Annotated in this window: 12 protein-coding genes and 1 pseudogene; 11 read left to right on the top strand and 2 right to left on the bottom strand. The window is 74.0% G+C overall.

The window, feature by feature from the left end; translation table 11 throughout:
- Window positions 1–164 precede the first annotated feature (164 nt).
- The 6 genes from A3CO_RS0123030 (at window position 165) to A3CO_RS0123005 (ending at window position 5,763) form a co-directional block, all read left to right on the top strand.
- Window positions 165–827 (top strand): HAD-IA family hydrolase, encoded by a 663-nt coding sequence (locus tag A3CO_RS0123030; RefSeq protein WP_018334611.1) that lies wholly within the window; start codon window positions 165–167, stop codon window positions 825–827.
- An 82-nt stretch (window positions 828–909) separates the two neighbouring features.
- A complete protein-coding gene (locus A3CO_RS0123025) occupies window positions 910–2,157 on the top strand; it encodes a sedoheptulose 7-phosphate cyclase (protein ID WP_018334610.1) in 1,248 nt (415 codons plus the stop codon).
- Window positions 2,154–2,975, top strand: a complete 822-nt coding sequence (locus A3CO_RS0123020) for an O-methyltransferase (protein WP_018334609.1) — start codon at window positions 2,154–2,156, stop codon at window positions 2,973–2,975. Before A3CO_RS0123025 ends, A3CO_RS0123020 begins: the two co-directional genes overlap by 4 nt.
- Window positions 2,972–4,279, top strand: a complete 1,308-nt coding sequence (locus A3CO_RS0123015) for an ATP-grasp domain-containing protein (protein WP_018334608.1) — start codon at window positions 2,972–2,974, stop codon at window positions 4,277–4,279. The genes A3CO_RS0123020 and A3CO_RS0123015 overlap by 4 nt, the downstream gene beginning before the upstream one ends.
- A 52-nt stretch (window positions 4,280–4,331) precedes the next feature.
- A complete protein-coding gene (locus A3CO_RS0123010; RefSeq protein WP_018334607.1) occupies window positions 4,332–5,321 on the top strand; it encodes a D-alanine--D-alanine ligase family protein in 990 nt (329 codons plus the stop codon).
- 10 nt (window positions 5,322–5,331) lie between these two features.
- Window positions 5,332–5,763: an NUDIX hydrolase gene (locus A3CO_RS0123005; protein WP_018334606.1), complete on the top strand. Its 432-nt coding sequence runs from the start codon at window positions 5,332–5,334 to the stop codon at window positions 5,761–5,763.
- Here A3CO_RS0123005 and A3CO_RS36225 read toward each other — a convergent pair.
- Window positions 5,757–7,724, bottom strand: a complete 1,968-nt coding sequence (locus A3CO_RS36225; RefSeq protein WP_026204906.1) for an HNH endonuclease signature motif containing protein — start codon at window positions 7,722–7,724, stop codon at window positions 5,757–5,759. The genes A3CO_RS0123005 and A3CO_RS36225 overlap by 7 nt on opposite strands.
- A 153-nt stretch (window positions 7,725–7,877) precedes the next feature.
- Between A3CO_RS36225 and A3CO_RS0122995 the strand changes: the two genes are divergently transcribed.
- Both A3CO_RS0122995 and A3CO_RS40480 read left to right on the top strand, forming a co-directional pair.
- Window positions 7,878–8,315 carry a VOC family protein gene (locus A3CO_RS0122995; protein ID WP_018334605.1) on the top strand — a complete coding sequence of 146 codons (438 nt, stop codon included), beginning with the start codon at window positions 7,878–7,880 and terminating at the stop codon, window positions 8,313–8,315.
- Window positions 8,315–8,707, top strand: a pseudogene (locus A3CO_RS40480) (GNAT family N-acetyltransferase); the annotation flags it as partial. The gene A3CO_RS0122995 and the pseudogene A3CO_RS40480, both read left to right, overlap by 1 nt.
- A 192-nt stretch (window positions 8,708–8,899) precedes the next feature.
- Here A3CO_RS40480 and A3CO_RS33935 read toward each other — a convergent pair.
- Window positions 8,900–10,201 (bottom strand): DUF349 domain-containing protein, encoded by a 1,302-nt coding sequence (locus tag A3CO_RS33935; RefSeq protein ID WP_169510971.1) that lies wholly within the window; start codon window positions 10,199–10,201, stop codon window positions 8,900–8,902.
- 566 nt (window positions 10,202–10,767) lie between these two features.
- On the opposite strand from A3CO_RS33935, the gene miaA reads away from it, so the two are divergent.
- The 3 genes from miaA (at window position 10,768) to hflX (ending at window position 14,176) form a co-directional block, all read left to right on the top strand.
- A complete protein-coding gene (miaA, locus tag A3CO_RS0122985; protein WP_018334603.1) occupies window positions 10,768–11,682 on the top strand; it encodes a tRNA (adenosine(37)-N6)-dimethylallyltransferase MiaA in 915 nt (304 codons plus the stop codon).
- A 9-nt stretch (window positions 11,683–11,691) separates the two neighbouring features.
- Complete coding sequence (dapF, locus tag A3CO_RS33930) at window positions 11,692–12,558, top strand: diaminopimelate epimerase (RefSeq protein WP_018334602.1); 867 nt, start codon at window positions 11,692–11,694, stop codon at window positions 12,556–12,558.
- Between the two features lie 187 nt (window positions 12,559–12,745).
- Window positions 12,746–14,176 (top strand): GTPase HflX, encoded by a 1,431-nt coding sequence (gene hflX / locus A3CO_RS0122975; protein ID WP_051086068.1) that lies wholly within the window; start codon window positions 12,746–12,748, stop codon window positions 14,174–14,176.
- Window positions 14,177–14,183 lie beyond the last annotated feature (7 nt).

Raw genomic sequence — 14,183 nt, 5'->3', positions numbered from 1 at the left:
CGGCTGCGGAGAGTGTCGGAGACCTCGGAACGTTAGGGCCGTGTTTCCCGGGGTAGCCCCCTGACCGAGGAACCTCGTCCGTCGTCCGGTGGCCACCGGCGTCGGCTCCCACGCACCCGACGCGGAGACGACCGTCTCCCCGCCATCACAGGAGCGGCTGACCCGTGACCTCTGCGATCTTCTTCGGCTCGATCTCCACGGTCGTCGACACCTCCGAGCTGCAGCGCAAGGCCTTCAACCGGGCCTTCGCCGAGCACGACCTGGACTGGGAGTGGAGCCGCGAGGACTACCTCGCGATGCTCGAGAGCAACGGCGGCGCCCAACGGGTCGCCGACTACGCCGCCCAGCACGGCCAGTCCGTCGACGCCGACGCCGTCCACGCGACGAAGTCGCGCATCTTCCAGGAGTCGCTCGCCACCGAGCAGACCGCGCCGCGACCGGGCGTCCTCGACGTCGTGCGCGGGGCCAAGGAGTCCGGCCTGAAGCTGGGCCTCGTCACGACGACGAGCCGGGACAACGTGCGCGCACTGCTGGACGCGCTCGAGCCCGACATCCGGTCCGCGGACTTCGACGTCATCGAGGACACCTCGGACGTGCAGGCCGTGAAGCCGGACCCGGAGGTCTACCGCACCGCGCTGCGCGAGACCGGCCTCGAGCCCGGCGACGTCGTCGCCATCGAGGACAACGTGGGCGGTGTGGCCGCCGCCAAGGGCGCCGGCATCACCACCGTCGCCTTCCCCAACGCCAACACCGCGGGCCACGACTTCTCGGCCGCCGACACCCGCGTGGACGCCCTGAACCTCGCCGAGCTGCGCGCGCTCGCGTAGCCCTCCCTCTCCTCCTCAACCCACCCGACCGGTCCGGCGCCCCGCCGGGCCGTGATTCGGCCTGCACCCAGGAGCCCAGACCATGGTCGCCCCGCAGCCCACCCTGACCAGCACCGAGACCGCGTTCCACGTCGAGGCCTACGAGAAGATCGACTACTCGCTGGTCTACGTCGACGGCGTCTTCGACATCGCCAACCCGCAGCTCGCCGACACCTACCGGCCCTACGGCCGGGCGATGATGGTCGTGGACCGGACCGTCCACGAGCTCTACGGCGAGCAGATGCGCGCCTACTTCGAGCACTACGAGCTCGAGCTCACGACGTTCCCGATCATCATCCGGGAGCCCGACAAGACGCTGCGTACCGTCGAGAAGATCATCGACGCGTTCGGCGACTTCGGACTGAACCGCACCGAGCCGGTGCTGGTGGTCGGCGGCGGCCTCATGACGGACGTGACGGGCACCGCGTGCTCGCTGTTCCGCCGGTCGACGCCCTACATCCGCATCCCGACGACGCTGATCGGACTCATCGACGCCAGCGTCGCCATCAAGGTCGCGGTCAACCACGGCAAGAACAAGAACCGGCTCGGCTCGTTCCACGCCAGCCAGCAGGTCATCCTCGACTTCTCGTTCCTGAAGACGTTGCCGGTCGACCAGGTGCGCAACGGGATGGCCGAGCTCGTCAAGATCTCGACGGTCGGCAACTCCGGCATCTTCGAGCTCCTCGAGAAGTACGGCGAGGACCTGCTCCACACCCGCTTCGGCCACCTCGACGGGACCCCGGAGCTCCGCGAGATCGCGCACCGGCTCACCTACGACGCGATCCGCACCATGCTCGAGCTCGAGGTGCCGAACCTCTGGGAGCTCGACCTGGACCGCGTCATCGCGTTCGGGCACACGTGGAGCCCGACCATCGAGCTCACGCCCGAGCCGCCGTACTTCCACGGGCACGCCATCTCGATCGACATGGCGCTCTCGACGACGCTCGCGGAGCGTCGCGGCTACATCTCGGTCAGCGAGCGCGACCGCATCTTCTGGCTCATGAGCCGCATCGGGCTCACGCTGACCAGCCCGCACCTCACGCCGGAGCTGCTGGCCAAGGCCACCGACTCCATCACGCAGACCCGCAACGGGCAGCTGCGTGCGGCGGTCCCGCGGCCGATCGGCACGTGCTACTTCATCAACGACCTCACGCCCGAGGAGTTGACCGAGACCGTCGAGACCCACAACCAGGTCGTCCGCTCCTACCCGCGTCAGGGCGAGGGGGAGGACATGTACGTGGTGCCGGAGGACCAGGCGAGCGGAGCGACGGGCAGCGGAGACCAGGCGTGAAGACCGCGCCGGGTGCGGCCCGCCCGGTCACGCCGGCCTCGATCCTGGCCGCCCGCCTCGACGACCTCGTCGCGCGGGCGGCCGGGACGGGACTCGAGGACGAGTTGCGCGCGGCGCGCGACCTCGCCGTCGGGTTCGACCCCTACGTCGAGTCGATGACGTCCCCGGAGTCGCCGGACCTGACGGCGCTCGCCCGCGCCACCGCCGCGTTCGACTGGCGCGACGCCGCCGGCGCGCTCGAGCAGGAGATGCTCTCCGGGCACGTCGAGGGCCGATTCCTCGCGATGCTGGCGCACGCCACGCACGCCCGGCGGGTGCTCGAGGTCGGGATGTTCACCGGCTACTCGGCGCTCGCCCTCGCGGAGGCCCTTCCCGACGACGGGTCCGTGGTCGCCCTGGAGATCGACCCGGAGGTCGCGGCGTTCGCCCGGGAGCAGTTCGCGGGGTCGGCGGCGGGGCGCCGTATCGACGTGCGCGTCGGACCGGCGGGGGAGACCCTGGCCGCCCTCGCCGGTGACGCGTTCGACCTCGTGTTCATCGACGCCGACAAGGCCGGCTACGTCGAGTACCTGGAGACGATCCTGACGACGGGGCTGCTCGCGCCCGGTGGGCTCGTCGCCGTGGACAACACCCTGATGCAGGGGCAGCCGTGGGCGGGGCCGGACACGGTGAACGGCCGGGCCATCGCGGACTTCAACGCGGCCGTGGCGGCCGACCCCCGCGTCGAGCAGGTGGTGGTGCCGCTGCGCGACGGGATCACCCTGATCAGGGAGACGGAGCGCAGCGGAGCTCGACCGTCGAGCGGGGCCGTGCGATGAACCGGGTCCTGCGCAGCGTCGGGATGCAGGCGCTGCTCGCGGCGGCCCTGCCCGCCAACCTCGCGGTGACGGCCGGGTCGCTGCTGTACTCGGCCGTCGTCGGGAAGCCGGCGCGGGAGCGGCCGGACCGGCCGCGCACCGTCATGCTCAGCGGCGGGAAGATGACGAAGGCGCTCGCGCTCGCCCGGGCCTTCCACGCCGCGGGGCACCGGGTCGTGCTCGTCGAGGCCGCGAAGTACCGGCTCACCGGGCACCGGTTCTCCATCGCGGTGGACGCCTTCCACGTGGTGCCGCCGCCGGACGACCCGGAGTACGCCGCCGCGCTCGTCGACGTGGTGCGCGCCGAGGGCGTCGACGTGTACGTCCCGGTCTGCAGCCCGGCGTCGAGCTGGTACGACGCCCTGGCGAAGCCGCTGCTCGAGCAGTACTGCGAGGTGGTGCACGGCGACGCCGACGACATCGGCACGGTCGACGACAAGGGCGCCTTCGCGGCGGCGGCCGCCGAGGCGGGGCTCCCCGTGCCCGACACGCACCGGGTGACCTCCGCCGACGAGGTCGCGGCGTTCGACTTCCCGCCGGGAGCGACCTACGTCCTCAAGTCGATCCCCTACGACGCGGTCAACCGGCTGGACCTGACCCCGCTGCCGCGCTCGTCGACGGCCGAGACCCGCGCGTTCGCGGCGTCCAAGCCGATGTCGCCGGACCGGCCGTGGATCCTGCAGGAGTTCGTGCCGGGCACGGAGTACTGCACTCACGGCACCGCGCGGGACGGCGTGCTGACCGTCTACTGCTGCTGCGAGTCCTCGGCGTTCCAGCTGAACTACGACCACGTCGAGCGGCCCGCGATCGAGGAGTGGGTGACGCGGTTCGTCGCCGACCGGAAGCTCACGGGGCAGTACTCGTTCGACTTCATCGTCGCCGCCGACGGCGCGGTGCGGGCGATCGAGTGCAACCCGCGCACGCACTCGGCGATCACGATGTTCTACGACCAGGAGGCGGCGCTCTCGCGGGCGTACCTCTCCGACGGCTGCGAGACGCTGCGCCCCACGGCCGCGAGCCGGCCGACGTACTGGCTCTACCAGGAGCTGTGGCGGCTGCTGTCGGACCCGTCGTCGGTGGCGGAGCGGGTGAGGACGCTGTGGGAGGGCACCGACGCCATCTTCTCGGTGCACGACCCGCTGCCTTTCCTGCTGGTCCACCACCTGCAGATCCCGTCGCTCCTCCTGGAGAACCTGCTCTCCGGCCGGGACTGGGTGAAGATCGACGTCAACATCGGGAAGCTCGTGGAGCCGGGCGGTGACTGAACTGCCTGGGTCGAGCTCCGCTCCGCTGCGTCTCCCGCGAACCCTGCATCTGGTGGGCTCGCCCACCGACGAGTTCTTCGCCGACCTGTCCCGGCTCTATGCGCGGGGAGCGCTGGCCGCCGTGGGCGGGCCGGACGACGCGGTCGCGCACGTCTCGCCCGACGGCCGCTGGCGGTTCCCGCGGGACCTGTCCCCGGCCGCGCTGGAGGCGGCGCCGCCGGTCGACCTGGCCGGAGCGGTGGGGTATCTGACGGCGCTCGCGCCCGACGTCATGGTCCCGCAGATGTTCTGCCCGGCCGGGATGACCGCCTACCGGGCGTTGTTCGACGTCCTCGCCGTGCCCTACGTCGGGAACCCGCCCGAGGTCATGGCGGCCTCGATGGTGAAGCCGCGGGCGAACGCGCTGGTGGCGGCCGCGGGCGTCGACGTCCCGACGTCGGAGGTGCTCGCGCCTGGGGAGACGGCGACGCTCGCGCCACCCGTCGTCGTGAAGCCGACGGACGCCGACAACTCGGTGGGTACGACGCTCGTCCGGTCGGCCGGGCAGTACCCGGACGCGCTCGTGGCGGCGTTCGAGCACTCGTCGTCGGCGTTGGTGCAGACGTTCGTCCCGGCGGGCCGCGAGGTGCGCTGCGGTGTCCTCGACCGCGGGCACGGGCTGGAATGCCTGCCGCTCGAGGAGTACCCGGTCGGCGACCTCGCCCCGATTCGCGGTGAGGCCGACAAGCTGGCGCGTTCCGACTCCGGCGAGCTCGGACTCGTGGCCAAGGGGGAGGGCCGGGCGTGGATCGTCGACGTCGCCGACCCGGTGGTCGAGGCCGTCTGGGAGGCCTCGCGGCGCTGCTACACCGCCCTGGGCTGCCGGGACTACGGGCTGTTCGACTTCCGGATCGACCCCGATGGCCGACCGTGGTTCCTCGAGGCGGGCCCGTACTGCTCGTTCAGCCCGTCGAGCGTGGTGGCGACGATGGCCGGCGCTGCGGGCATCGAGCTGCCGACGTTGTTCGCCGACCTGGTGGCGCGGGCGGTCGCGCGCGGGTGAGACTGCGCGCGTGATCCGTCCGGTCGTCCTGGGCGTCGTGCGCCGGGGAGACGACCTGCTGGTGCTCGTCGGCCACGACGCCGTCAAGGGCGAGACCTTCCACCGCCCGCTCGGTGGGGGCATCGAGTTCGGGGAGCTCTCCGAGGATGCGCTGCGCCGGGAGTTCCGGGAGGAACTCGCCGTCGAGCTGACCGACGTCGTCCGGCTCGGCGTCGTGGAGAACGTCTTCGAGTTCGAGGGCCGGCCGGGCCACGAGATCGACGTGCTCTATTCGGCGTCGATCGCCGACCCCTCGTTCTACGAACGCCGTGACCCGGGCCCGATCCTGGACGAGGGCACACCGGTCCGGTGGCTGCCGATCGCGGACGTCGTCGCCGGGAACGCCGTGCTCTACCCGACCGGCCTGCTCGACCTGATCCTTCCGCCCGAGGGGTGTCAGTAGGGCGGTTCGTCGTCGTCTGCCGTGGGGGTCGTCCGCCGCACCGGGCGGGTGGCGAGGAGGTGTTCGAGGGTCCCGGGGGCGCTGGTGGCGGTGTGTCGCCGGCAGGGGTCGGTGGGGTGTTGATCGGCAGGGTGGAGGTCGGCGGGGTGGAGGTCGGCGGGGTGGGGCCGGCGCGGCGCCACGGGGTCCGGGAGCGGGCGCACGACGCGGCTCTCGGTGTGGTGGACCGTGCCGGTCGGGTCGGTGATGGTGAACCGCCCGGGTGCGGGTTGGTCGTAGGTCCAGCCACGGACGTGCTTGGCCCGGTGGTCGGCGCGGCAGAGATTGGCGAGGCCGTCGGCGTGGGTGCGGCCGCCGTCCTGCCAGTCGAGGGTGTGGTCGTGTTCGCAGCGGCGGGCGAGGGTGCGGCAGCCGGGGGCGACGCAGACCGGGTCGCGGGCGTCGATCCAGCGGCCCAGTGCGGCGCCGGGTAGCCGGCGGTGGGCGTCGCGGGTGGTGGTGGCGGGGTGGTGCTCGGGTGGTGCGTCGCGGGAGCGGCGGTAGGCGGCGAGCAGGCTGGCCAGCCACGGATCGTCGTCCGGGTGGGTGGTGGCGTCGAGGGCGTCGAGCAGCGCCGCAGGAGCCGTGATTTCGACGGTGCGTCGCTGGTGTCGGGGGTCGGGCCGGGCGTCGGGTGGGGCGTGGAGCGCGAGCAGGTGGATGAGGTGCCCGTCGGTGTCGTGCACCAGGACCTGCCAGCGGGCGGTGCCCATGTCGAGGGCCCGCCGCCGGGCGATCTCGGCCAGGGTGCCCGAGAGCCCGGGGAGTTCGGCGGGGTGCTCGTCGTGCCCGAGCAGGGTCGAGAGCCGCATCCGCAGCGCCACCTCCGCCGGATACGGCTCCACGATCGGGCCGGGCGTAGCGGCCCCGCGCTCCTCGGGTCCAGCGTTGTCGTCGGGCCCGCTGCCGTCGTCGGGCCCGCTGTCGTCGTCGGGTCCGCTGTCGTCGTCCGGCCTGCCGTCGTTGCCGTCGTCGGGTCCGCTGTCGTCCGGCTCGGGGCCGTCGGGGCCGTCGGGGCCGTCGGGGCCGTCGTCGGGCGTGCTGTCGTCGGGGCCGTCGTCAGGATCGCTGTCGCCATCCGGGCCGGCTGGGTCCTCGCCGGAGAGTTCGGCGATGACGGCGTCCTGCACGGCAGGGTCGTCGAGGCCGGCGAGGGTGCCGTCGAGCAGCCGGGCGAAGATGCGGGCGGCGATGAACCCGACCCCGAGTTCGACGCCGAGGAACGCCAGCCGGGCCTGCACCTGGCCCGCGAGGGCGTCGAGGTGGGCCTTCGCGTCCTGGGCGAGGTCGGGTGGCAGGTCGTAGCCACACAGGTCGACCGCGCCCGAAGGCGACGGCCGGGTGGCGACGCGGGCCCGCGCGACGGCGGCAGCGAGCCGCCCCGCCGCCCACTCGGGGTCCAGCGCGCGGGCGACCTCGAGGATCCGCTCGCGCAGCGCCTGGTAGGCCAGCCCCGGCGCCTCGGGCAGCACGATGCGGACCACCTCGGTGATCTGGTTCTCGTCGAGGCCCTCGGTGGCGGAGTCGAAGATCTCGGCCTTGCGCGCCTCGAGCACCCCGTCGTACATCGCCGCGCCGAGCGCCGGCTGGGCGTCGAGGACGAACACCGCCAGCGAGTAGCGCGAGGAGGCGGTGACCGCCGACCAGCCCAGGTTCGCGGCCACGACCCGCGGGGCGAACCCGTCGTCGAGCACCCGGCGGCAGCTCCCAGCGCGCGAGCGGCAGGTCTGGCGGATCGCGTCGAGCAGCACCGCGTCCTCGTGGTTGCGTTGCCGGAACGTCGCACGCATCCAGGCCGCCACCTGCTCGCCGGGCAGCCCCGCCACGTCCACCGCGGCCAGCGCGGCCGCGAGCCCCGGACCGGTGGGGACGCCCGCGAACGGGTCCCCGCCCGGGGTCTCGGTGAGCACGACCGCTGCCATGATTCGAACGCTAGTACGAAGGTCCGACAGTCACGGCCGGTCGCGATCGGCGGCCCCGAGGCCTGCCGCGTCGCACGTACGCCGTCGACGGCGAGACCTCGGCGGCGACGGCCTGGATCGACGGTGTCGGACCCCCCGGGCAGGGTGGGCGCCATGGTCGACCACCCGATCCTCCGCCAGACCGTGCTCGACGCCGTGGACGCCCGCGGGATCGCCGAGTTCTACCGGCAGCTCCTCGGGCTGCGGTACCGGATCGGCGACGAGCCGCCGGGCGACGGCGGGCCGGACCGGCAGGCGCAGGAGTGGCTCGCGCTGCGCGACGGACGCGGCATGCCGGTGCTCGCCGTGCAGCCCGTGGCGACCCTGCCGCCGGTCGACTGGCCGAGCGGGCACCAGCGGGTCCACCTCGACCTCACCGTGCCGACGACCGCGGACCTACACCGGCAGCACCGCCGCGCCCTCGGCCTCGGCGCGACCCTGCTCCTCGACCGTTCCGACGACGAGGACGAGCCGCTGTACGTCTACGCCGACCCGGCCGGGCACCCGTTCTGCATCTTCGTGGCGCCCAGCACCCCGGACGACGGGCACTGATGGAGCTGACCGTCCGGTCCTGGCGCGATGACGAGGAGGACGAGTTCGTCGGCCTCGCGACCGATCCGCGCGTGACGTCCGAGGTGGGGGACGGTACGGCGTGGTCGCGGGAGAGGGCGCGAGCCCGGTTCCGGCGCGCACGGAAGGTCGTCGACACCGGGCGCGGCTGCTGGTGGCGGGTGGGCGACCGCGACGGTCACCTCGTCGGTCTGCTGGTCGCGGAACTCGATCCCGCCGAGGACACCGGGCGGGATCCCCGGGCGCACGGGAGTCTCGAGATCGGGTACTGGGTCGTTCCCGAGCGCTGGGGCCAGGGATGCGCGACGGCACTCGTCGGGATCGCCGTGCATCGGCTGGTGGGGCACTTCCCCGGGACGGACCTGCGCGCCGAGACCCACCTCGACAAGCGTCGCCTCGGCCGCTGCCCTCCTCCGGGCCGGGTTCGCCGAGGAGGCGCGCGGTACGGGGCGGTACGGCGCGCCCGTCCGGCGGTTCCGCCGGGAGACCGGGACAACGGCATGACCGAGCGGCCCTCCCGCGCATCGTCGCGAGAGCGCCGCTCGGAGAAGGGGCGTGGCGGCGGGTCAGCCCGTCGCGCGCTCCGCGGCGGCGAGCCACTCCCGCCACGTGGTGGCCTGCTTCTCGGCCTCCTTGGCCCGGCGTTCGTCCCCGGCGGCCCGGGCCTTGGCGGCCTGCGCCTCGAAGGCCTCGACCCGCTCCCGGAACTGGCCGACGCGGGCCTCCTTCTCCGGGTCGGTCCGGGACCAGCGCTTGTCGACGGCCGCGCGCACGCGGTCCTCGACCTCCTTCAGCCGGTTCTGGAACTCCCGGACCCGCTCGCGGGGGACCTTGCCGATCTCGTCCCACCGCTCCTGCACCGAGCGCAGCGCGGCCCGGGCGGAGTCGGTGTCGGACAGGTCGATCGCGGCGGCCTCCTTGAGGAGGGCCTCCTTGGCCGTCGCGTTCTGCGTGAACTCGGCGTCGCGGGCGTCGAACGTCGCCGAGCGGCGCGAGAAGAAGGCGTCCTGGGCGCCGCGGAAGCGGGCCCAGAGGGCGTCGTCGGCGTCCTTCGACGTCCGGCCGGCCGCCTTCCACTCCGTCATGAGCTCCTTGTAGCGCCCGGCGGTCGCGCCCCAGTCCTCCGAGGACTGCAGCGACTCCGCCTCGACGACGAGCTCCTCCTTGCGGGCCTTCGCGGCCGCCCGCTCGCGGTCGAGCTCGGCGAAGTGCGCCCCACGACGACGGGTGAAGGTCTCACGGGCCTTCGCGAAGCGCTTCCACAGCGCGTCGTCGGTCTTGCGGTCGATCCCGCGGATCGTCTTCCACTCCTCGAGCATCGCCGAGAAGCGGTCGCCCGCGTGCTTCCAGCGCGTGGTCTCCTCGGAGAGCGTCTCCGCCTCGCCGATGAGCGCCTCCTTGCGGGCCACCGCCTGCTCGCGCGCGCCGGCCTTCGCCGTCTTCTCGGCCTTCCCTGCCTGCTCGGCGGCGGTGATCACGGCGTCGAGGCGAACGACGAGGCCGGGGAGGTCCCCGACGACCGCCGCGACGTCCAGCCGCTCCCGCAGCACCGTCGCGCTGCGCAGCACGTTCGCGGCGTCGCCCCGACCGGAGTGGAGACGACGGACGAGGAGGTCGGCCTCGGTGCGGAGGTCGTCGAAACGGCGTGCGTAGTGGGCCAGGCCCTCGACGGCGTCGCCGGCCTGCCACGACCCGACCGCGCGCTCGCCCTCGGGTGCGACCGTGTAGACGGTGCCGTCGGTGTCGACGCGACCCCACCGGGAGGGCTCGTCGGTCGCGGCGGGGACGGTGGGCAGTTCGGCGACCTCGGCGGCGGGGCTCGCCGGCCCCGCGTGCTCCTCCGCGCCGTCACCGCCCGGACCCGGCATCGGCTCCGGCGGCGCGGCCACTCCGGGCGTGCCCGGGACCTCGGGCGCTCCGGGGGGTGGGCCGGGGGCCGGGATCGGCGGCGCGGACTCCGCAGGAACCTGCGCGGCGTCGTCGGCGGCGGCGTCCTCGGGGGTCGCGTCGTCGGGTGCCACGGCGGCCGGGGACACCGTCACCGGGGCGTCACCGGACGTCGCGGGCACGGGCTCGTCGGACGCCACGGCCTCCGGGGCCACGCTCGTCGCCCCGTCGACCGACTCCGGGTCCTCCGCCGCCACCGCGGCCGGGGAGATCTGCACCTGCTCCGCCTCGTCGGGCCCGCCCTCCGGCGTCCCCGTCGTCGACTCCTGCTCCGTCACGTCTTCCGTCGCCCCGCTCGTCTCCGGGACCGCGCCGGCCACCCCCGTGGCCTGCTCGTCGGCCATGCGCCGCACACCTCCCGCTCCGATCGTGCGGGCATTCAAACAGTAGAGCCGGCGGTGCCGCACCCCCGACCTGCGACAACCCGCCCGCAGGACACCCCACCCGCCCCACGCGTGCATCGCGGCCCCACGGGATCATGGCCTTGATGACCAGGCCCATCGCGCTCGTCGGCCCGACCGCCACGGGGAAGTCCGACCTCGCCCTGGATCTGGCCGAGCGACTCGACGGCGAGATCGTCAACACCGACGCGATGCAGCTCTACCGGGGCATGGACATCGGCACCGCCAAGCTCCCGGTCGCCGAGCGCCGGGGTGTCCCGCACCACCTGCTCGACGTCCTGGAGGTCACCGAGACCGCCTCCGTCGCCGCCTACCAGCGCGACGCGCGGGCGGCGGTCGACGCCATCCGCCGTCGGGAACGGACCCCGATCGCGGTCGGCGGGTCGGGCCTCTACGTCCAGGCGCTGCTGGACGACCTCGCCTTCCCCGGCACCGACCCCGCGGTGCGGGCGCGCCTCGAGGCCGAGCTCGCCGAGGTCGGGCCGGGCGTGCTCCACGGCCGCCTCGCGGACGTCGACCCCGACGCCGCGGCGAGCATCCTGCCCGGCAACGGCCGCCGGATCGTGCGGGCGCTCGAGGTCGTCGAGATCACCGGACGGCCGTTCGCCGCGAGCCTCCCGCGCCCCGGCCGGCCGCGCCACGACACCCTGCTCGTCGGGCTCGACCGCGACACCGCCGAGCTCGACGTCCGCATCGAACGCCGGGTCGACGCGATGTTCGACGCCGGGCTCGTCGACGAGGTGCGCGCGCTCGAGGCCCGCGGGCTGCGGGCGGGGGAGACCGCGTCCCGCGCCGTCGGCTACCGGGAACTCCTCGACGTCCTTCCCGACGACGGGTCGGTGCAGCTCGCCGAGGCGCGGCGGCGGATCGTCGTCGCCACGCGCCGGCTGGTGCGCCGCCAGCGGTCGTGGTTCCGGCGCGACGGCCGGGTGCGGTGGCTCGACGCGGCGTCGCCCACGCTCGTCGACGAGGTGCTCACCCTGCTGCGCGACGATTCGTAGGCTGGACCCATGGAGTACGTCCTCGGCCACGGCACGGAGAACGACTTCGTGCTGCTGCCCGACCCCGACGGCCGGCTCGACCTCGGCCCGGCGGCCGTCCGCGCCCTCTGCCACCGGCGGCGTGGGCTCGGCGCCGACGGGGTGCTGCGGGTGGCGCCGTCGGAGGACCCGGGCGCGACGTGGTTCATGGACTACCGCAACGCCGACGGCTCGATCGCCGAGATGTGCGGCAACGGCGTCCGGGTCTTCGCCCGCTACCTCGTGGCGGCGGGGCTGGCCGGGGCCGGGGAGTTCGCCGTCGCGACGCGGGCCGGTCTGCGGACCGTCACGCTCGGCGACCAGGGCGACGTCACCGTCGACATGGGCCCGGCCCGGATCGGGCCGGAATCGACGGCCGTCGTCCCCTCGACGGCGGGGCCGACGGGGTCGGTGACCACGTTCCCGGGCATCGCCGTCGACGTCGGCAACCCGCACCTCGCCTGCGTGACGACCACCGACGTCGACGCCCTGGACCTCACGGTGGCCCCGGGGCACGACCCGGCGCTCTTCCCGCACGGGGTCAACGTCGAGTTCCTCTCGCCGCTGACCGACGACCTGACGACCCGGCTGCGGGTCCACGAGCGTGGCTCGGGTGAGACCCGGTCCTGCGGCACGGGAACCGTCGCCGGGGCGGTCGCAGGGCTGCGGGCGGCGGGCCGGGAGACCGGGACGGTCACGGTCACGACGCCGGGCGGGGTGCTGCGGGTGGGGGTGGCGGCCGGGACGACGACGCTGACCGGCCCGGCCGTGCTGATCGCCCGCGGCGAGGTCGAGCTCGGCGGCTCCGACGACGAGCCGTACGCGTTCACCCGCGTGGCGCAGACGGCACGCGCGTAGCAGCCGTCGATAAGACGTGGTGAGGCGCCCCGGGTCGTGGGACAGTGGAGTCAAGATGACTGAACCTGCACCCGCTCGTCGCCCCGCGTCCCCCGACCCCCGTCCCGTCGGCCGTCCGATCCGGCTCGACGGCGACGTCCCCGTGGAGCCCGCCGAGGCCCCGGCCCCCGACGTCACGACGGGGGCGATGGAGCTGGAGGAGCGCACCTCGCTCCGCCGCGTCCCCGGGCTGTCCGGTGCGTCCACCGAGCTCACCGACGTCACCGAGGTCGAGTACCGGCAGCTGCGCCTCGAGCGCGTCGTGCTCATCGGTGTCTGGACCCACGGCACCGCCAAGGCCGCCGACGCCTCCCTCGTCGAGCTCGCGCGGCTGGCCGAGACCGCCGGCTCCGAGGTCCTCGACGGGCTCATCCAGCGCCGCTCCTCGCCCGACCCCGCGACCTTCGTGGGCTCGGGCAAGGTGGCCGAGCTGCGCGAGACCGTGCAGTCGACGGGCGCCGACACCGTGATCGCCGACGGTGAGCTCTCGCCCGGCCAGCTCCGTCAGCTCGAGGAGAAGCTCAAGGTCAAGGTGGTCGACCGGACCGCCCTGATCCTCGACATCTTCGCCCAGCACGCCCGGTCCCGGGAGGGCAAGGCGCAGGTCGAACTGGCCCAGCTGCGCTACTTCCTGCCCCGCCTGCGTGGGTGGGGCGAGTCCATGTCCCGCCAGGGTGGTGGCGCGGGCGGTGGGGCCGGTGGCGGCGTCGGCACCCGTGGTCCCGGTGAGACCAAGCTCGAGACCGACCGGCGGCGCATCCACCAGCGGATCGCCAAGCTGCGCCGCGAGCTCGAGGGCATGAAGACCGTCCGCGACACCCAGCGCGACCGACGCCGTCGTCGGGACGTCCCGGCCGTGGCCATCGCCGGGTACACCAACGCCGGCAAGTCCTCGCTGCTCAACGCGATCACCGACGCGGGCGTGCTCGTCGAGGACGCCCTGTTCGCCACCCTCGACCCGACCACGCGCCGCTGGGAGACCGCGGACGGCCGGGTCGCGACCCTCACCGACACCGTCGGGTTCGTCCGGCACCTGCCCCACCAGCTGGTCGAGGCGTTCCGCTCGACGCTGGAGGAGGTGGGCGACTCCGACCTCATCGTGCACGTGGTCGACGGCTCCGACCCCTCGGCGCTCGAGCAGATCGCCGCGGTCCGGGAGGTGATCGCGGAGATCGGGCACGACCCGGACGAGCCGCGGCCGCCGTCCCGCGGGGACGACCCGCAGCGGGCACTGCCCACGCCGCCGGAGCTGCTCGTCGTCAACAAGGTCGACGACGCGGACCCGATGGCCCTCGCCCAGCTGCGGGGGACGCTCTCGGGTGCGGTGTTCGTCTCCGCCCGCACGGGGGAGGGGATCGACCTGCTCCGCCGGCGCATCGCCGAGGAGCTGCCGCGACCGGAGGTCGAGGTGGAGGTCGTGCTGCCCTACACCGAGGGCGCGCTGGTGGCCCGGGTGCACGCCGAGGGCGAGGTGCTCTCCGAGCGGCACGTCGCCGAGGGCACCGTGCTCCACGCCCGGGTGTCCTCCGAGCTGGCCTCGGCCGTCACCGACGCGGCCGTCCCCGTGCCGGTGCCCTGATCCTCGA

The organism is Actinomycetospora chiangmaiensis DSM 45062 (assembly GCF_000379625.1).
GTDB classification, from domain to species: domain Bacteria; phylum Actinomycetota; class Actinomycetes; order Mycobacteriales; family Pseudonocardiaceae; genus Actinomycetospora; species Actinomycetospora chiangmaiensis.
Note: the sequence above shows the minus strand (reverse complement) of the source record. Positions and strands in the feature narration are given on the sequence as shown.

Excerpts from the sequence above, each read along its gene's own strand:
- dapF (WP_018334602.1), top strand. The coding sequence starts at position 11,692 with ATGGAGTACGTCCTCGGCCACGGCACGGAGAACGACTTCGTGCTGCTG.
- A3CO_RS0122995 (WP_018334605.1), top strand. The coding sequence starts at position 7,878 with ATGGTCGACCACCCGATCCTCCGCCAGACCGTGCTCGACGCCGTGGAC.
- hflX (WP_051086068.1), top strand. The coding sequence starts at position 12,746 with ATGGAGCTGGAGGAGCGCACCTCGCTCCGCCGCGTCCCCGGGCTGTCC.
- A3CO_RS0123015 (WP_018334608.1), top strand. The coding sequence starts at position 2,972 with ATGAACCGGGTCCTGCGCAGCGTCGGGATGCAGGCGCTGCTCGCGGCG.
- A3CO_RS0123025 (WP_018334610.1), top strand. The coding sequence starts at position 910 with ATGGTCGCCCCGCAGCCCACCCTGACCAGCACCGAGACCGCGTTCCAC.
- A3CO_RS36225 (WP_026204906.1), bottom strand. The coding sequence starts at position 7,724 with ATGGCAGCGGTCGTGCTCACCGAGACCCCGGGCGGGGACCCGTTCGCG.
- miaA (WP_018334603.1), top strand. The coding sequence starts at position 10,768 with ATGACCAGGCCCATCGCGCTCGTCGGCCCGACCGCCACGGGGAAGTCC.
- A3CO_RS33935 (WP_169510971.1), bottom strand. The coding sequence starts at position 10,201 with ATGCCGGGTCCGGGCGGTGACGGCGCGGAGGAGCACGCGGGGCCGGCG.